At 57.3% G+C, this 18,532-nt stretch carries 16 protein-coding genes; 11 read left to right on the top strand and 5 right to left on the bottom strand.

Annotated features, from left to right (window positions below; translation table 11 throughout):
- Window positions 1-4 precede the first annotated feature (4 nt).
- From glnP to ybiO, 3 genes are all read left to right on the top strand, one after another.
- Window positions 5-664: a glutamine ABC transporter permease GlnP gene (glnP, locus tag DW56_RS17045; protein WP_024554407.1), complete on the top strand. Its 660-nt coding sequence runs from the start codon at window positions 5-7 to the stop codon at window positions 662-664.
- The gene (gene glnQ, locus DW56_RS17040; protein WP_024554408.1) at window positions 661-1,383 is read left to right on the top strand and encodes a glutamine ABC transporter ATP-binding protein GlnQ; all 723 of its coding nucleotides are present in this window, start codon (window positions 661-663) and stop codon (window positions 1,381-1,383) included. The genes glnP and glnQ overlap by 4 nt, the downstream gene beginning before the upstream one ends.
- Window positions 1,384-1,602: 219 nt before the next feature.
- Window positions 1,603-3,873 carry a mechanosensitive channel protein gene (gene ybiO / locus DW56_RS17035; protein WP_024554409.1) on the top strand — a complete coding sequence of 757 codons (2,271 nt, stop codon included), beginning with the start codon at window positions 1,603-1,605 and terminating at the stop codon, window positions 3,871-3,873.
- Here the strand turns inward: ybiO and rlmF are convergent, their stop codons facing one another.
- On the bottom strand, window positions 3,874-4,803 hold the full coding sequence (gene rlmF / locus DW56_RS17030; protein ID WP_024554410.1) for a 23S rRNA (adenine(1618)-N(6))-methyltransferase RlmF: 930 nt from the start codon (window positions 4,801-4,803) through the stop codon (window positions 3,874-3,876). It abuts the gene before it with no gap.
- Between the two features lie 113 nt (window positions 4,804-4,916).
- Here rlmF and DW56_RS17025 point away from each other — a divergent pair, with 113 nt between their 5' ends.
- The 3 genes from DW56_RS17025 to bhsA all read left to right on the top strand — a co-directional run bounded on the left by DW56_RS17025 (window position 4,917) and on the right by bhsA (window position 6,475).
- Window positions 4,917-5,543 (top strand): flavin reductase family protein, encoded by a 627-nt coding sequence (locus DW56_RS17025; protein ID WP_024554411.1) that lies wholly within the window; start codon window positions 4,917-4,919, stop codon window positions 5,541-5,543.
- 93 nt (window positions 5,544-5,636) lie between these two features.
- Window positions 5,637-5,903, top strand: a complete 267-nt coding sequence (locus DW56_RS17020) for a DksA/TraR family C4-type zinc finger protein (protein WP_024562202.1) — start codon at window positions 5,637-5,639, stop codon at window positions 5,901-5,903.
- A gap of 314 nt (window positions 5,904-6,217) precedes the next feature.
- On the top strand, window positions 6,218-6,475 hold the full coding sequence (gene bhsA / locus DW56_RS17015; RefSeq protein WP_024562203.1) for a multiple stress resistance protein BhsA: 258 nt from the start codon (window positions 6,218-6,220) through the stop codon (window positions 6,473-6,475).
- A 66-nt stretch (window positions 6,476-6,541) separates the two neighbouring features.
- On the opposite strand, the gene ybiB is transcribed toward bhsA, so the two are convergent.
- Window positions 6,542-7,504, bottom strand: coding sequence for a DNA-binding protein YbiB (gene ybiB / locus DW56_RS17010; RefSeq protein WP_024555126.1), 963 nt, complete (start codon window positions 7,502-7,504; stop codon window positions 6,542-6,544).
- A 332-nt stretch (window positions 7,505-7,836) separates the two neighbouring features.
- Here ybiB and DW56_RS17005 point away from each other — a divergent pair, with 332 nt between their 5' ends.
- From DW56_RS17005 to DW56_RS16985, 5 genes are all read left to right on the top strand, one after another.
- Window positions 7,837-8,373 (top strand): fimbrial protein, encoded by a 537-nt coding sequence (locus tag DW56_RS17005; RefSeq protein ID WP_029697481.1) that lies wholly within the window; start codon window positions 7,837-7,839, stop codon window positions 8,371-8,373.
- A gap of 69 nt (window positions 8,374-8,442) precedes the next feature.
- On the top strand, window positions 8,443-9,114 hold the full coding sequence (locus tag DW56_RS17000) for a fimbrial biogenesis chaperone (protein ID WP_024555129.1): 672 nt from the start codon (window positions 8,443-8,445) through the stop codon (window positions 9,112-9,114).
- A gap of 41 nt (window positions 9,115-9,155) precedes the next feature.
- Window positions 9,156-11,702, top strand: a complete 2,547-nt coding sequence (locus DW56_RS16995; RefSeq protein ID WP_024562204.1) for a fimbria/pilus outer membrane usher protein — start codon at window positions 9,156-9,158, stop codon at window positions 11,700-11,702.
- Window positions 11,703-11,724: 22 nt separating this feature from the next.
- Entirely contained in the window at window positions 11,725-12,705 is a 981-nt protein-coding gene (locus DW56_RS16990) for a fimbrial protein (protein ID WP_024555131.1), read from the top strand.
- Between the two features lie 10 nt (window positions 12,706-12,715).
- On the top strand, window positions 12,716-13,222 hold the full coding sequence (locus DW56_RS16985) for a fimbrial protein (RefSeq protein WP_024555132.1): 507 nt from the start codon (window positions 12,716-12,718) through the stop codon (window positions 13,220-13,222).
- Here the strand turns inward: DW56_RS16985 and dinG are convergent.
- The 3 genes from dinG to DW56_RS16970 form a co-directional block, all read right to left on the bottom strand.
- Entirely contained in the window at window positions 13,216-15,390 is a 2,175-nt protein-coding gene (gene dinG / locus DW56_RS16980; protein WP_024555133.1) for an ATP-dependent DNA helicase DinG, read from the bottom strand. The two genes, DW56_RS16985 and dinG, sit on opposite strands and share 7 nt — an antisense overlap.
- A 153-nt stretch (window positions 15,391-15,543) precedes the next feature.
- Window positions 15,544-16,869: a 6-phospho-alpha-glucosidase gene (locus tag DW56_RS16975; protein WP_024555134.1), complete on the bottom strand. Its 1,326-nt coding sequence runs from the start codon at window positions 16,867-16,869 to the stop codon at window positions 15,544-15,546.
- 12 nt (window positions 16,870-16,881) lie between these two features.
- Window positions 16,882-18,483 (bottom strand): PTS transporter subunit EIIC, encoded by a 1,602-nt coding sequence (locus DW56_RS16970; RefSeq protein ID WP_029590046.1) that lies wholly within the window; start codon window positions 18,481-18,483, stop codon window positions 16,882-16,884.
- Window positions 18,484-18,532: the final 49 nt, after the last annotated feature.

The raw sequence follows: 18,532 nt of genomic DNA, 5'->3' as shown, positions 1-18,532 counted from the left end.
CATCATGCAGTTTGACTGGAGCGCCATCTGGCCTGCCATTCCCCTCTTGCTTGAAGGCGCCAAAATGACCTTGTGGATTTCGGTCCTCGGTCTGGTTGGCGGTCTGATAATCGGCCTGGTGGCCGGTTTCGCCCGCAGCTTCGGCGGCTGGATAGCCAATCACATCGCGCTGGTCTTTATTGAAATTATTCGCGGCACGCCGATCGTCGTACAGGTGATGTTTATCTACTTCGCCCTGCCGATGGCGTTTAACGATCTGCGTATCGATCCGTTCACGGCGGCAGTCGTTACCATCATGATCAACTCCGGCGCTTATATCGCGGAAATCACCCGCGGCGCGGTGCTCTCTATCCACAAAGGCTTTCGCGAAGCGGGCCTGGCGCTGGGGCTCTCCCGCAGCGAGACCATTCGCCATGTGATCCTGCCGCTGGCGCTGCGCCGCATGCTGCCGCCGCTTGGCAACCAGTGGATCATCAGCATTAAAGATACGTCGCTCTTTATCGTTATCGGCGTCGCCGAACTGACCCGCCAGGGTCAGGAGATTATTGCCGGCAACTTCCGCGCCCTGGAAATCTGGAGCGCCGTTGCGGTTATCTATCTGATCATTACCCTGGTATTGAGCTTTATTCTGCGTCGTCTGGAAAGAAGGATGAAAATCCTGTGATTGAATTTAAGAATGTCTCCAAGCACTTTGGCCAAACCCAGGTGCTGCATAATATCGATTTGAACATCAGCCAGGGTGAAGTGGTGGTGATTATCGGGCCATCCGGCTCCGGTAAATCCACGCTGCTGCGCTGCATCAACAAGCTGGAAGAGATAACCAGCGGCGAGCTTATCGTCGATGGTTTGAAAGTAAACGACCCGAAAGTGGACGAGCGCCTGATCCGCCAGGAAGCGGGCATGGTGTTCCAGCAGTTCTATCTCTTCCCGCACCTGACGGCGCTGGAAAACGTCATGTTCGGCCCAACCCGCGTACGCGGCGCATCGAAAGCGGATGCCGAGAAACTGGCGAAATCGCTGCTGGCGAAAGTGGGGCTTGCCGAACGCGCGCACCACTATCCTTCCGAACTTTCCGGCGGCCAGCAGCAGCGCGTGGCGATTGCCCGTGCGCTGGCGGTCAAACCGAAAATGATGCTGTTTGATGAACCCACTTCGGCGCTTGACCCGGAACTGCGGCACGAAGTGTTGAAGGTGATGCAGGATCTCGCGGAAGAAGGCATGACGATGGTGATTGTGACCCATGAAATCGGCTTTGCCGAAAAAGTGGCTTCCCGTCTCATCTTTATCGATAAGGGCCGCATCGCCGAAGACGGTAACCCGCAGGCGCTTATCGAAAACCCGCCGAGCCCGCGCTTGCAGGAATTTTTGCAGCACGTATCTTAAGGTTCCCTCCTTATGCAAACCCTCTCTCTGAGAGGGTTTTCTTTTTCTGGCGAGGCGTTCGCCCTGTTCTGCTGGGCGCGCCATTGCCGCGTCACGCAGCTAGTCTTTTTTGCCAGTACCCCTTTTCGCCATTCCCGGAATACTCCCCATTTCCGGGGTTCGCTTACACGCACACTATACTTATCTTCCTTGCCTTATTTTTTCATCCGGAGGATGCCTGTGCCGTGGATTGTGCTGCTGCTTGTCAGCCTGTTTAGCTTTTCTGTTCAGGCCGTTAGCCTGCCTGCCGCTGCCGTCGCCGCTTCCGCCACCCAAAAAGATCAGGCCGCTGCGCCCGAGCCGGACGCCGATAAAAAGAAAGCCGCTTACGCTGCGCTGGCGGACGTACTGGAAAATGAAAAATCCCGTAACGAATTAATCAGCCAGCTGCGCCAGGCCTCCACCACCCCGGCCAACGAAGCCACGCCGGTCATTAAGCCGCCGGTTGAGGAAGAAGAAGAAAAAACGGTGCTGGAAAATGTCACGGAAGTCAGCCGTCATTACGGCGGCGAAATCTCCAGCCGTTTCGCCCAGCTTTATCGCAATATCACCGGCTCGCCGCATAAGTCGTTTAATCAGCAGACGTTTATTAACGCCCTTACCCACTTCAGCATGCTGGCGGTCTCGGTTTTCGCCTTTTACTGGACGCTGCGCGCCTGCGCCATCCCGCTATACCGAAAAATGGGCGAATGGGGGCGGCGTAAAAACAAGAATCGCGCCAACTGGCTCCAGTTGCCGGTAATGATCGTGCTGGCCTTTATCTTCGATCTCGCGCTGCTGGCGCTTACGCTGTTCTTAGGGCAAATCTTCATAGATATGATGAATGCCGGCAGCCGCACCATTGCCCGCCAGCAGGGGCTTTTTCTCAATGCCTTCGCGCTTATCGAGTTTTTCAAAGCCATTCTGCGGCTTATCTTTTGCCCGCGGGTGCCCACGCTTCGGCCCTTTAGCATTAGCGACGCCAGCGCACGCTACTGGAACACGCGCCTGAGCGGGTTGAGCAGCCTGATAGGCTACGGGTTGCTGGTCGCGGTGCCGATTATCTCGGCGCAAATCAATGTGCAAATCGGGGCGCTGGCGAATGTCATCATTATGCTCAGCATTACGCTCTGGGCGCTGTGGCTTATTTTTCACAACAAGCGCGACATCCAGCAGGATTTAATTCATCTGGCGGACCGTTCGCTTGCCTTTTTCAGCCTGTTTATTCGCGCGTTCGCGCTGGTGTGGCACTGGCTGGCCAGCGCTTATTTTATTGTCCTCTTTTTCTTCTCGCTGTTTGACCCGGGCAACAGCCTGAAATTTATGATGGGCGCTTCGCTCAAAAGCCTTGCCATTATCAGCGTGGCGGCGTTTATTTCCGGCGTGCTGTCGCGCTGGCTGCAAAAAACCATCACCCTCTCGCCAGAGGTGCAGCGCAACTACCCGATGCTGCAAAAGCGCATTAACGGCTGGATTTCCGTGTCGCTTAAGCTGGCGCGCATTCTCACCGTTTGCGTCGCCGTAATGCTGTTGCTGAACGCCTGGGGGCTGTTTGACTTCTGGCAGTGGATAACCCTCGGCGCAGGCGAGAAAACCGTGGATGTGCTTATCCGCATCCTGCTCATCCTCTTTTTCTCCGCCGTGGGCTGGACGCTGCTGGCGAGCCTGATAGAGAGCCGCCTTGCTTCCGACATTCACGGCCGCCCAATGCCGAGCGCCCGCACCCGCACGCTCCTGACGCTGTTTCGCAATGCCCTGGCGGTGATTATCAGCACCATCACGGTCATGATTGTGCTTTCCGAAATCGGCGTAAATATTGCTCCGTTGCTGGCAGGCGCTGGCGCGCTCGGGCTGGCCGTGTCGTTTGGCTCGCAAACGCTGGTGAAAGATATTATTACCGGCATTTTCATCCAGTTTGAGAATGGCATGAACACCGGCGACCTGGTGACCATAGGGCCGCTGACAGGCACGGTAGAACGCATGTCGATTCGCTCAGTCGGGGTGCGGCAGGATACCGGCGCGTACCACATCATCCCCTGGTCATCTATTACCACCTTCGCTAACTTTGTCCGCGGTATTGGTTCGTTTGTGGCGAATTATGACGTCGACAGGCATGAGGATGTGGACAAAGCCGACCGCGCGCTGCGCGCCGCTGTGGAAGAGCTGATGGAGAGAGAAGATATCCGCATGCTGGTTATTGGCGAACCAAACTTTGCCGGCATCGTAGGATTGACCAATACGGCGTTTACTATCCGCGTGACCTTTACCACCCAACCGCTCAAGCAGTGGACGGTGCGCTTCGCCCTGGATGGCATGGTGAAAAAGCACTTTGATTTGCAGGGCGTGCGCGCGCCGGTGCAAACAGTACAGATGGTGCAGCCGGCGCCCGACGGGGCGCAAGCCGCCAGGGCGCAGGAGGCGGCGATGGGCGGTAACGGCGGCGTGCTGCCGCCTGCGGACCCTAAAGTGTGATTAGCGAAAACGGTTCTGCGCCCAGCGTTCGCGCTGGGCGTCGTTCTGGAAACTCCAGGCGATAAAACGGCTTTGCTTCTGCCCCTGCGACATCTCTTTTTTCACCACTTTTACCGCGCCTGTCTGCTGCAACACGCGGTAAAGGGCGGGCAGGTTATCGCCTTTTGAGACCAGAGACGTAAACCACAGCACCTGGCGGGAAAAGTTTTTGCTCTCGGCAATCATTTTACTGATGAAAGCCACTTCGCCCCCTTCGCACCACAGCTCCTGTTGCTGACCGCCGAAGTTCAGCGCGGCGCTTTCGCCAAGGCCCAGGTTGCGGCGCTTACGCTCGCTGCCCGCCTGCGCGCTTTGCGCCGAATCATGGAACGGCGGGTTGCAAAGCGTGGCGTCATACAGCTCGTTTTTATGGATAATGCCCTCGAAAATCGCATCGGCGCGCTTCTGACGGCGCAGACGTATAAACCGGCTTAATCCCGGATTGCCTTCGATAATCGCCTGCGCGCTGCGAAAAGCTTCGTCATGCGTTTCGCTGCCGGTAAAGCGCCAGCCATATTCATGCTGACCGATAAGCGGGTAAATGCAGTTGGCGCCCACGCCGATATCCAGCACGCTCGCCTGCGCGGGTAGCGCGCCGCCGTTGCCCTCGGCAAGCAGATCCGCCAGATGGTGAAGATAATCCGCCCTTCCCGGCACCGGCGGGCAAAGAAAACCGTCCGGAATAGCCCAGTGCTTCACGCCGTAAAAATGGGCCAGCAGCGCCTGGTTGAGCGTTTTTACCGCCTGCGGGTCGGCGAAATCCACCGTCTCCTCGCCCTGGGGCGAAAGGCGCACATAGCTGGCGAGCGCCGGGCAGCTCTGCTTAAGCGCAGCGAAATCATAACGGTGTTGGTGGCGGTTGCGTGGGTGCAGGCCCGGTTTACGGTTCATCGGCTTTCTCCTTTGTGGGCGCGTAAGATACCTGCTGAGGCCAGAACGGTAAATAAGCGAGGGAAAATTTGCCGCCTCAGCTATGATAGTTTTTTTATTTTCAGGAGCGCGCTATGCCGGAACAACGTTATTACTACGAACCTGCCCGCGGCCACGGCCTGCCGCATGATCCGCTGAACGCCATTGTCGGCCCTCGCCCCATCGGCTGGATTGCCTCGCTTGACGCGCAGGGAAACCGCAACCTGGCGCCGTACAGTTTCTTTAACTGTTTTAACTACCGCCCGCCTATTATCGGCTTCGCCAGCAGCGGCTGGAAAGACAGCGTGCAGAATATTGTCGAGACCAAAGAGTTTGTCTGGAACCTCACCACGCGCGCGCTGGCGGTGCCGATGAACGAAACCTCCGCCTCCCTGCCCCGCGGCGAAGATGAATTTGCCCGCGCCGGGTTAACCCCTGCGCCGTCGCGGCTGGTTAACGCCCCGCGCGTGGCGGAAAGCCCGGTGAATTTTGAATGCCGGCTCTCCCAGTGCATTCAGTTGACCAGCGCAAACGGCGATCTTATCGACAGCTGGCTGGTGCTGGGCGAAGTGGTCGCCGTTCACATTGATGAAGCGCTGCTGGAAAACGGCATTTACCAGACGGCAAAAGCGCAGCCCGTTTTACGCGCTGGCGGCCCCAGCGCTTACTATGCGATTGATGAAGCGCAACGCTTCGATCTTGTCCGTCCCGACGCCCGCTAACCGCGCTGCAAAGCCCGCTGCGGCGGGCTTCTTCCTGCAAACACCCCGCATTTTGCTATAATTATCACTCTGTTTAACCGTTATGGAGGTCTTATGGCTTCAGGTTGGGCAAATGACGGCGCGGTCCAGGATCAAATCGACAGCACCGTAGAAGATGCCGTAGCGCGAGCGCGTCGCGACTTGCCGACAGGCGAAAGCCTTGAGTTTTGCGAGTTGTGCGACGAACCTATCCCCGAAGCGCGTCGCAAGGCTATCCCCGGCGTACGCCTGTGCGTAAATTGCCAGCAAAAGCAGGATGATCACCACCAGCGTTTTTCGCCCTATAACCGCCGCGGTTCTAAAGACAGCCAGCTGCGCTAGCGCCACGACTGGTTCCTTATTGCGCACCATTCAAATAACGCGCCAAAAAATGCGCTTTGCAGACGCCAATGCAAATCCCTGTAAAGGTCTGTGAAGCGCGCAGGGCTTTTTATTTTCGCCAACGAATGCATCAAGAACAAACTCTTGAAATAAAAGAACCTTTATTCAAAACTTCGCGTAAAAAAACTTCAGGATATATCGTTCAAAAAATAAGCTATTCACCATCAATTTTTTGCGGCGATGGCGTTTCATACCCTTCCTACACTTAGATGGCTGACGTTGTGTCTTGTCGTCTCTCCCGGGAGGAGGTCAAAATGAAAAATGTGCTATCGCTCTGCGCCGGACTGGCTTTCGCCACACTCTCTTTTTCTGCGTTTTCGGCTCCGCAACTGCTGGATAACAATCAACAGTTGCGCCCGGCAGGCACCGTATCTGCGCAAGGCGCCCGAAATCTGGACGATCTTGAAGAGAAACTTGCCGAAAAAGCGCGGCAGGAAGGGGCAAAGGCGTATGTTGTGGAATCTGCCAGCGGTGAAAATCATATGTTCGGCACCGCCACCATCTATAAATAATCGTCGCATGCTTAGCCCGCCTTTCGGCGGGCTTCATCTTTCTGACGCCTGACGGCGTCGTTACGCTCAGAACGTTTCGTTAATTCTCTTGCGCGCCGCTTCCATGTCCGCCGCCTCGCCCGTGGCGACCAGGCAGCAGGCGAGCTGCGTTTTCATCGCCTCCGGCACTGGCTCAAGCCCGGCGGCGCAGCGTTCGGTCCAGCGCGCCGTCTCCTGCGCTTCTTTTGACGCAAGCAAGGCCGCCGCGTCCGTGGCGGTTTCGCGTTCACACAGAACCTGCTGGCCTGATTCATTAATCAGCATCATTTGCGGGCAGCGTTGCGGGTTGGCGTAAACCTCCCCTTCGGTGCCGTGCATTAATAGCGCCCGCCCGCCGATATCGGTAAAAAAGGTGGCGACTCTGCCGACATATTCCGGATGCGAAACGCTGGAAAGCCGCAGCGCGGCCGCTTCGGCAAAAGGCGTGGCGAGCTTCGCCAGAGTGTGGGCGCTGTTGCGAACGCCGAGCCGCCAGCGCATGCCAAGCTGTTTTTCCAGCGGCGGACAAAGCGCGCTGACCGGGATATAGACCGGGCGGGGACCTTCAAGCTTCGCCTGCGCCTGGCCCGCATGATGGGTGGCTTCGATGCCCATCAGGGTAAAAATGGTTTCCGTCAGCACCCGCGTTGGATCTTCGCTTACGCCATGCACTACCACCGGAAAGCCGAGGCGGCTTAACAGCATCGCCAGCAGCGGCGTCAGGTTCGCCTGCTTGCGCGCGCCGTTATAGCTTGGAATAACAATGGGCATCGGTTTGGCGACGGGCGGCGTCAGGCGCATCATATGCTGCTGCATCGCCTCGTAAAAACCGCGCATTTCCGCCTCGCCTTCCCCTTTAATGCGCAGCGCAATAAGGATAGCGCCCATCTCCAGCTCCGGCACGTCGCCATTCAGCATGTGATGGTAAAGGCTGCGGGCAGCATCGAAATCAAGATCCCGGGCGTGATTCTTCCCCCGGCCAACCTCTTTGATAATCGCACGGTAATCCATCGTTCTCTCCTCTGTCTCACAGCCTGAATATAGACCCAATCAATGATTCCAGCGCAACGTTCTGACCTTTCGCACCGCTGGCATTTAACCTGCTTTTTTTCTGATGCGCGATAAAAGTCTTATATCACAAGCGACTGCATCATTACTCGCTTTATTATGCACGTAATAAATGCGTATTAATCAACACTTCATTAACGTAATAAGTATTCACTAAAAGAATGATTAAGCGTTCATAAATTGTACATTAATCCTCATAACGGCATATTTAGCAGCGAAACAATTCATGCCTTAAATATTTAAGGTGCAGTTCATCTCTTTATTCAGGATTAATGATGAAAAGAATTTTGTTAACTACCGCCGTTGCCGGAATGGCATGCTGCTCTGTGTCATCGTTCGCGGTGACAACGGGTGAAGGCCAGGTCAACTTTACCGGCGAAATACTTGAATCCGGCTGTGACGTGGTGAATACCCAGAGCAGCCCGCTGACCGTGGATTTAGGTAAAATATCTAAAACTGTGTTTACTGGCGTAGGCTCCTCGGCAAACAGCACGACATTTTCGTTGCAGCTAAAAAACTGCCCGGTAACCGTCACTAAAGCCTCTATTACCTTTGGCGGCACGGCAGACACCAGTAATACCAATGTCCTGGCGCTGACCGCGGGTACCGGCGTGGCCGCCGGCGTAGGCGTCCAGTTGCTGGACTCCACCGGCGCGCCGTTAAATCTGTATACCGCCTCGGCGGATTATGCGCTGACAACAGGCACCACGACAAATAACCTGACCTTCGGCGCGCGTTATATTCAGACCGACGCCACGGTGACGGCAGGCACGGCCAACGCTTCATCAACCTTTACGGTTGCCTATAACTAAACTCCCTCCTCGGGCTATTAACTATCGCCCGGTAGTTAATAGCCTTAATTAAATTAAGTGGAATTCACCATGCGTAAAATAGTTATTGTCTCTGCATTATTAATGGCTGCGACAGCAGCGCAGGCTGGCGTTGTGGTTGGCGGCACGCGTCTTGTTTATAACGGTGATAAAAAAGAGGCGCCAATTTCGGTCGTCAATAACGATGATATTAATTACCTGCTCCAGTCCTGGGTAGACAGCGACGAACAGGGCGGGGAAAAGGCGCCCTTTATGGTTACGCCGCCCCTGTTCCGCATGGAGGCGCACCAGGATAACACGCTGCGCGTGGTGCGTACTGGCGGCACCCTGCCGGAAGACCGCGAGTCGCTCTACTGGCTTAACGTTAAAGCGATCCCCTCGGCCAAAAAAATGGAAAGCGTTAATAGCCTGCAAATCGCCATTAAAACGCGGATTAAATTAATTTACCGTCCGCACGGAATTTCAGGCAAGCCTGAAGAGGCAGCCGATAAATTACACTGGCGCAAAGAGGGAAATACTCTGGTGGTTGAAAACCCCACTCCCTTTTATATGAATTTCTACAGCGTCACGGTTAATGGCAATAAAGTCAACGACGTGAATTATGCAGTGCCAAAAGGGGAAAGCCGCTTTCCTTTAAAAAGCAGCGCCAGCCTTAATTCGGTTTCCTGGAAAATTATTAATGATTATGGCGCCGTGAGTAAGAGCTGGTCGCAGAACGGGTAATTTTACCCTGACTCTATTCCATCACTAATCTGGTAATTATTATGATCCTCAATAAAGCCCGACGGTCAGCGCGTTTGCGCGCCCGCCATCTCGCCTTATTGATATCCTGCATTTGCGCGGGCTTATCAACAGGGCAAACGCGGGCAGAGGATTATTTTAATCCGGCGCTGCTGGATATTGATAACCCGAACCAGGGAAAAACCGATCTCTCGCTTTATGAAAACGGCCCCGGCCAGGCACCGGGAAAATATCGCGTTGAGATTTACGTAAATAATAACCGTATCGATTCCCGCGAAGTGGTCTTTACGCTAAAAACCGCGCCCGACGGCAGCAGCGCATTACAGCCCTGCCTGTCGACGGACGATCTGAAAAGCCTTGGCGTGCAGACGGATAAATTTCCGGCGCTGCGCGAACCGGCCGAGTGCGCCGACCTGTCGGCCATCCCGTCCGCCAGCGCCAGTTTTAAAATCAGCCAGCAGCAGCTACTGCTCAGCATTCCGCAGAGCGCGCTGGGCGACGTGCCGCGCGGCTATGTGCCGCAGGAAGAGTTTGACGAAGGCATTACCGCGCTGTTGTTTAACTACAGCCTCAACGGCAGCCAGCAGAAAGCGCTGACGGCGGACGCGGCCGACAGCAGCAGCCTTTATGCAAACCTGCGCCCCGGCGTCAACATCGGGCCGTGGCGCTTTCGCAACTACTCTACCTGGAGCCGCAACGAAACCGCACAGGGAACGCAAACGGATTTTTCCCCGGTTTACACCTACGCGCAGCGCGACATCCTGTCGCTGAAAAGCGAGCTTACGCTCGGGCAAAGCAACGCCCCGGCGGATGTGTTCGACAGCGTTCCGTTTACCGGCGCGCAGCTCGCTTCAGACGATGAAATGTTGCCGGACAGCCTGCGCGGTTATGCCCCGGTGGTGCGCGGCATCGCCCGCAGCAACGCCCAGGTGACGATCCGCCAGAACGGCTACCTCATTTACCAGAACAGCGTCGCCCCCGGCGCGTTTGAGATTAACGATCTCTACCCCAGCGGCGGCAGCGGCGATCTCTACGTGACGGTAAAAGAGACTGACGGCAGCGAACAGCACTTCGTGGTGCCCTACGCTTCCGTGCCGGTATTGCAGCGCGAAGGACGCTTAAAATACAGCCTCACCGGCGGCCGCTACCGGTCGTATGACGATCAGGTAGTGCCGACGCCCTTTCTCCAGGGCACGGCGATTTACGGCCTGCCGCACGGCTTTACGCTTTATGGCGGTGTGCAGGCAAGCCAGCCTTACCACGCGCTGGCGCTGGGTATCGGTAAAAACGCGGGAGATTTCGGCGCGCTGTCGCTGGATGTGACCAACGCCGCCTCCCGCTTTTCTACGGGCGAGACGCGGGAAGGTCGCTCCTGGCGGGCGCGCTACAGCAAAAATTTCGCGCTCACCGATACCACGCTCTCGGTCGCAGGCTATCGCTACAACACGGCGGGCTATTACGCCATGCAGGACGTTTTCGACGCCAGGCGTTCTGACAACCTGTGGACCGCCCCGGCGCGTCGGCGCAGCCGCGAAGAGCTGACCATCGACCAGCCGCTTGGCGATGCGCTGGGTTCGCTTAACGCAAGCCTGGTGAAAGAGACCTACTGGAACAGCCCGCAGGCGATGGCCTCGCTCAGCCTGGGCTACAACAACAGCTGGCGCGGAATTAGCTATTCGCTTAACTACAGCCTGAACCGCAACGCCATGCAAGGCGGCGAGCGCGAGATGGAGAGCGAGCGGATCGTCTCATTAAGCCTGTCGGTGCCGCTGGAGCGCTGGCTGCCCAACACCTGGGCGAGCTACAACCAGAGCCAGAGCAAACAGGGAACCACGCAAAATATCGGCCTCAACGGCACGGCGTTTGCGGATAACAGCCTCAACTGGAGCGTGCAGCAGAGCCGCGGCAGCGATGGCGCCTCGCAAAGCACCTCGCTTAACGCCGACTACAAAGCGGCTTACGGCGAGCTGAGCGCTGGCTACAGCCAGGACAGCAGCCAGCGGCAGCTTAGCTACGGCGTGCAGGGCGGGATCATCGCCCATGCCGGCGGCGTCACCTTCGGCCAGCCGCTTGGGGAAACGGTGGCGCTGGTAGCGGCGGCCGGCACGCACGACACCGCCATCAGCAACCAGACCGGGGTAAAAACCGATGGCCGGGGCTACACCATCGTGCCTTTTATCAGCCCGTATCGCCGCAACACGGTGGCGCTGGATACCGAAACCTTGCCTGGCGACGCCGACGTCACCCAGGCCGTACAGACCGTAACGCCGACCCGCGGCGCCGTAGTGCGCGCCAGTTTTGATACCCGCGTGGGCGAGCGCGTGCTGATGACGCTGCGGCGGGCGGACGGCATGCCGGTGCCGTTTGGCGCGACCGCCAGCCAGGCCGGGGAGCCGGAAGCGTTTATCGTCGGAGAGGACGGCCAGGTTTACCTGACCGGCGTGAAGCCGCAGGGCACCCTGCGGGTGAGCTGGGGTAGTCGCCCTGACCAGCGCTGCGAAGCCAGCTGGACCCTGCCTGCGGCGCAGGCTGACAACCCGTTTATTAACCTTTCCGCGCAGTGCGACTGACGCGGTGACGAGAATATTGACTATGCGAGCCATTCATTATTTCTGCACGCTGCTGGCGCTGGCTGGCGGCCTTTTATTTATGCCGGACGCCAAAGCGGCCTGCACCGCGCCGATGTTGCCCTACACCATCGCCATCGCCTCTACCGCGGTGACCAGCGATTTGCCGGTAGGCTCGATAATCCCCGGCAGCGACGAAACGGTAAATATTCACGGCTCCTGCGCCGAGAATTATTCAGGCATGGTGATTATCGGCTGCTACTACGGCAACGGCGGCGAGGTGGCGGGCTTTCCCGGCGTTTACCACACCGGCGTGGCGGGGATCGGCATCGCCCTGATTAACGATAAAGGGCAGCGCATTATTGGCGGTGGCGTGAGCTGCGACACCCGCAATACGCCCCTCGGCTATGTCTCCAGCGATGGGCAAAATAGCTATAACTTTAACGTCACGCTGGCGCTGGTAAAAATTTCCGAAGACATCAGGCCGGGCACATTGCAGCAGTCGCAAACCCAGTTTGGTATCGGCGTCTTTGGCCGCGCCCCGATTGGCGCGCCCAACACCATCTCCTATGCCGGCAACGTGACGTTTAAAATGGTGACGTGTTCCGTTAGTCCGCAAAGCCTGAACATCACGCTCGGCGATTTTACGGTTTCACAATTTACCGGCGTCGGCAGCCATACTAACTGGAAAAACTTTATTATCAGCGCCACCTGCGACAACACGGTGGAGGTGGGCGTTAAGGTGGCGAGCGCAAACGGCTACGACAGCGGCAGCACCTCAACCATTAAGCTTACGCAAGAGCCGGGAGTAGCCACAGGCATCGGGGTGAAGGTATTGACGGGCGGCCAGGATACCAACTTTGGGCAATATACCAAAGTGGGAGAGATAACCCAGGAGAATGGCACGCTGAATATGCTTTTCGCCGTCCAGTATTACCAGATCGCCAGCAGCGTGACGCCAGGGGTCGCCAACAGCGTGTTCACCATCACCGTGGCCTACCGATAAGGAGATGACGATGAAATTTCTTATCGCGTTGTTAACGCTGGTTTTTACCTGCCCGCTGCTGGCCGTGGATATTACCGTTCAGCTCACCGGCTCGATCACCGCCAGCACCTGCGTGGTGGACGCGGCAAGCCAGAACAAGACGGTGGAGATGGGCGAAGCGCTTACCGCCGATTACCCCGACATCAACGACCGTGGCCCCTGGGTGCCTTTTACGCTGGATATTAAAAATTGCCCCGAATCCGTTACCATGGTCAACGCCACTTTCAACGGCGAGACGGATCCCAACGGCTTGAATACTTTTCTCAACAGCGGCACGGGAGAGGGGCTGGGGTTACAGGTAAAGAACGATAAAACGTCAATTTATATTATGCCGAACAGCTCGCCGCTTATTGAAATGGTCGACCCTCTTGAGCACAGCGCCACCTATGAACTGAGCGCCCGCTATCTGCGAACCAGCCAGACGATGAAGGCGGGAACCTTTTTAAGCACCTTGCTGGTCACCTTTACGTATCAGTAAGCTTTTCGCCGCTTTGCCGCTGCGCCTTTGCGCGCGGCGGCAGGCTTTTTCGCCCCCGCCGTTTTTTTGACTTCCGGCGCGTCGGGCTGCTCAATGGGAAATACCGGCAACGCGTCCAGCAGACGCTTGCCATAGCTTTTCGAGAGCAGACGACGGTCGTAAATCACCACTTCGCCCCAGCAGGCGTGGCTGCGGATAAGCCTGCCGACCTGCTGGATGAGGTTAAACGAGGCGGCGGGCAGGCTCTGCACTTCAAAAGGATAGCGGTTGAGGCTTTTCAGCCACTCTCCTTCCGTCACCACCACCGGGCTGTCCACCGGCGGGAAAGCGATTTTATGGATATGCACCTGGCTTAACAGCTCGCCTTTTAAATCAAGCCCCTCAGCGAAAGACTGTAGCCCTACCAGCACGCTGGTTTCGCCCTGCTCCACCCGCTTGCGGTGCAACTCCACCAGCCGGTAGCGCGGCTGGTCGCCCTGTACCAGCAGCGCCAGGCGCAGGTCGGGCACAAAGCTTAAAAAGGTTTGCATCGCCCGGTTGCTGGCAAACAGCACCAGCATGCCTTTATGCTCGCCCTTCGCCAGCTCGGCGCGGAAAAAGGCGGCCATTTCGGCAAGGTGCTGTGCTTCGTGCTCCATCAGCGGCTCGTGCTTCAGGCGCGGGATCACAATTTTACCCTGTTCGATATGGTTGAAGGGCGAATCAAGGCTGATAAACCTGTCCCCTGCCTTCTCTTTCAGCCCGCTCATCTCCTGCAAACGGTTGAAGCTGTTCAGCGAGCGCAGCGTAGCGGAGGTGACCACCACATGCGGCACCTGCCGCCAGATAAGCTTTTCCAGCTGATCGCTGACGCGGATGCCGACGCAGTGGAAGAAAATATGCGGCTGCCCGTCACGGGTTTCTCGCGTTACCCATTTGGTGACCGGCGCGCCGGAAGCCTGCACCATGGCGGAAAGCCGCCACAGCTTGCTTTGCGCCTCGAAGTGGCCCAGCGCCCGGTTCATCTGCAACAGCACCCGGTGCAGGCGCACCACGTCGTGGCTGCCAGTTTTCTCGCTCAGATCGTTTAAGAACAGCTCCGCCAGGCCGCGCAGCGTTTCCGTCAGCTTCGCCAACTGCTGGCAAATCGTCATCACCTCTTCCGGCAGTTCGCCCATGGGAAAACGGAACTCGCTCTCATCCGTCGGCGGCAGGTAAAGCGCAAGGATGCGGTTAAGGGAAGCGATAAGCTCATAAACCTGCTCGCAATGGTCCGCCAGACGTTCCGGCACCGCCAGCGGCGGCACGGTTTTCGGGCGGAACTGCTCCATGCAGGTGGCGACCAGTTTGCAGAAGAGATCGAGTTGCAGCCGCGTCCAGGGCGCGGTGATCTCCGCGCTCATCTCCAGCGCATCGCGGGCGACGTCGGGCAGATGGTGGCCTTCATCCAGCACCAGCAGCAGGTTTTTCGGCTCCGGCAATACTGACTCGCTCTCCATCGCCGCCATCACCAGCGCATGGTTGGCGACCACCACTTCCGCCTCCTGAATTTCGCGGCGGGCCACAAAAAACGGGCATTCGCGGTAGTAATGGCAGTTGCGGTTAAGGCAGCTCGCTTTATCTGTGCTGAGGCGCGCCCAGAGCGCGTCGTCTATCGCCTGGTCGGTGTGGTCGCGCAGGCCATCCCATTTATAGCTGTCGAGATCCGTCTTAAGCTTCGCACAGCGCTGCTGCTCCTCTTTGCTGTTGGGCGTCAGCTCATCGTCAAGAAACGCCAGCAGGTCGCCCTGCGCGGCGGCGTCGGTTGAAAGCGCCGCAAGGTTACGCGGGCAGACGTAGCGCCCACGCCCGAAGGCGGCGGTGAATTTCAGCTCGGGGATGATTTTGCGCAGCAGCGGCAAATCTTTGCTGTAGATCTGATCCTGCAACGCCACGTTCGCCGTACTCACCACCAGCGTTTTTTGCTCGTCGCGGGCGATAGCGATGCCAGGAATAAGGTAAGAGAGGGTTTTCCCGACGCCGGTCGGCGCCTCGATAGCCAGATGCCGCCCTTCGTCGCCGCCCAGCGTTTTCGCCACTTCGGCAATCATCTGCCGCTGAGGGGGGCGCGGAATAAAGTCCGGGATCTGCTGCTGTAACGCCTTATACCAGGCGGCGATTTGCGTTTTTTGCGTGCCAGAGAGGGCCATGAGGGGAAACCAGATACTGTATAAACAGCCACTATTGTGGCACTTTTTTCGGCGCGGCTGAACCCTTTTTTGCCCGCCGCGCCGTCAGGCTTTGCGCGCTAAACCGCAAAGCCTGATACCGTATCCCTGTTTCTGACCCCGGTAATAAGCCGGTTACTTTAACGCAGGCCAGTATTGCTTATTCGCTTCAATCAGCGCATCCAGCACCTTACGCGCTTTTTTCGCATCCACGACCGTGCGGTTGAGCGTCAGCGCCATCAGCGCTTTGGTATAAGAACCTTCCAGATACGCCTCCACCGTTAACCGTTCATAGGCGAACTGCTGCTCAATCATCCCTTTGTAGAAGGTCGGTATTTTGCCAACGCCGAACGGACGCGGGCCATTAGCGCCCATTTCAGCCGCCACTTCCACCATCACGTCGTCATCCAGGTTCGCCACCAGCCCGTTGTTTTCCACCATCACGATGAACTTCTTCTTCAGGTTAAAGGCGATGGATTCCGCCAGTTCGACAATCATGTCGCCGTGCGCGTCGTTATGCACCACATGGACATTTTTGGTGGTGCCTTCCGCCACTGCCGTGCGGCATTCATCGAATACGCGTTTCTCGCGGCCGTTTATCACTTCGTTGGCGCGGGTGTAGTTCGGGTCGAGCTTGCTGAGTTTGTAATCCGGGTAGAGGTAGTACTGTAAATAGGTGTTCGGCAAATAATCGGGGAAATCATTAAGCATGTCGGCCACGGTGGCGTAGGTCTCCAGCCAGGAGGCGTCGCGCTGCTCGGCATCCACCGGCTTAAAGCCGTTATTGGAAATAATCGCCTTCAGCTCCGGCACCAGATCCTGCCCCGTTTCATCATAGAGATGGGTAAACCAGCCGAAGTGGTTAAGGCCGAAATAGACCGGGTCGAAGGTTTCCGGGTCGCGCCCCAGCAAACGACCGTAGGAGCGCAGCAGGTTTACCGGCTGGTCGCAAATGTTGATGATGCGCTCATCTTGCGGAAAAACTTTTTTCAGGGCGTCGGCAACGATAGCCGCCGGGTTGGTGTAGTTCAGGATCCAGGCATCCGGCGAGCGCTCGCGCACGTCGTTCACCAGCGCGATCATATCGCCGATAGAGCGCATGCCGTAGGCGAAACCGCCCGGGCCGCAGGTCTCCTGGCCAATCACCCCAAGGCTCAGCGGGATCTTTTCATCTTTTTCGCGCATGGCATAGCCGCCGGTACGCATCTGGCAGAAGATGAAGTCCATGTCGCGCAGCGCCTCGTCTTTATCCGTCGTGTAAGTGAAGTTCACTTCCGGGTACTCTTCACGAAACAGGACCTTGGCATACTCGCCGATTACCGCCTGGCGTTCGGCATTGACGTCGAACATCACCAGCTTATTGAGCGGCAGGCGCGATTTGAGCTTGCACAGCGCTTTCAGCAATCCTGGCGTCCAGGTGGATCCGCCACCGACTAAAACAATATTGAAGGTTTTTTTCATGTTACGGCTCTCTTACGACTGTTGGACGAGTAGATTTTGTTTTACCGCTGTGGCGATGCTTTCCACCTGCGGCCCATAGATAACCTGAATATCATTCTGCGTGGCGCGGATAATGCCGCTGGCGCCGCTCTGCTTAAGGGCGGGTTCCTGCACTTTTTGCATATCCGCCACTTTCACGCGAAGCCGGGTGAAGCAGCAGTCCACCGCTTTGATGTTGTCGCGCCCGCCCAGCCCCTCAATGATGAGCGCGGTTTCGCCATTGCCCGCGCCCGCCAGCGCCGCCTCAGGCGCGTCGCGCGTTTCTTCCCGTCCGGGCGTACGGGCGTTGGTGCGCAGAATGATGAACCGGAAAGTGAAGTAATAAACCGGGAACCAGATGGCGCCGAGCATCAGGCTGAACCACCAGGCCGTTTTGGCGCCGCCAAGCACGCCGAAGACGATAAAGTCGATGAGGCCGCCCTGTACGTTGCCAATCATTACGCCCAGCAGTTGCGAAAGGGCGAACGACAGGCCCGTCATCACGGCATGGAAGATAAACAACAGCGGCGAGACGAAGATAAAGCTGAACTCCAGCGGCTCGGTAATGCCAGTGGTAAAAGAGGCGAGCGCCCCCGCCATCATCAGCGCTTTAACGCGCTGCTTGTGTTCCGGCTTCGCGCAGCGGCAAATCGCCAGCGCTGCGGCGGGCAGGCCAAACATCATCACCGGAATTTTGCCCTGCGCGAGAAAGCGCGTGGCTTCGCGCACAACGTTATCCGCAAGCTCTCCCGGGTGGGCCAGCGCGAAGTTAAAGATGCTCAGCGCGCCGATGATGCTTTCGTTATCCACATGCACCATGCCGCCCACCGGCGTAAAACGCACGGTTTCATTAAGAATGTGGTGCAGACCGGTTGGGATCAGAATGCGTTCGGTTAACGCATAGAAAAAGGTGCCCGCCGCGCCGGACTGGCCGATAAACTCGCCCAGCCGAATAATCGCTCCGGCGATCAGCGGCCAGATAAAAGAGAGCGCCAGCCCGACGACAGGCAAAACGATAACGGTGATGATGGGAACAAAACGGCGACCGCCGAAATAGGCGATAGCCGCAGGAAGCTGAATGGTATAGAAGCGGTTGTGCAGCAATACCGTGACGATCCCGGCGACCACCCCGCCCAGCACGCTCATCTGATAAGAAAAAATGCCAAGCGTATTGGCAAACTCGGCGGCATACATCACCGCTTCCGTCTGGCTATAGCCTTTGGCCATAAACGCGCTTACCGAGGTGGTCTCTGGCGTGAGTCCCTGCGCGGTAAGGCTGAAGTTAACCCCCACATGCAAGGTGATAAAGCCGATCACGGCGGCAAGCGCGGCGGTAGGCTTTTCATCACGCGCCAGCCCGACGGCGGCGGCAATGGCGAACAGCAACGGCAGGTTGGCGAACAACGCCCCTGCGACTTTACGGATAAACCCAATCACCTGCTGCATCGCCTGGGCATGAATCATCCCTTCGCCCACGATAGCCGGGTTTTGCAGCGCCGCAGCCAGACCTAAAAAGATCCCCGCTGCGGCGATAACCGAAATGGGCATCATCAATGCCTTACCCAAATCCTGAACAAACTCGCCTGCACGACTCATATGCTTATCCCTGAATAGTGGAAAGAGGCTCAACGCATGCAGGGAGTAT

Source organism: Franconibacter helveticus LMG 23732 (genome assembly GCF_000463115.2).
Classification (GTDB): domain Bacteria; phylum Pseudomonadota; class Gammaproteobacteria; order Enterobacterales; family Enterobacteriaceae; genus Franconibacter; species Franconibacter helveticus.
The sequence above is the reverse complement of the archived record's forward strand: the minus strand, read 5'-3'. Positions and strand labels throughout refer to the sequence as shown.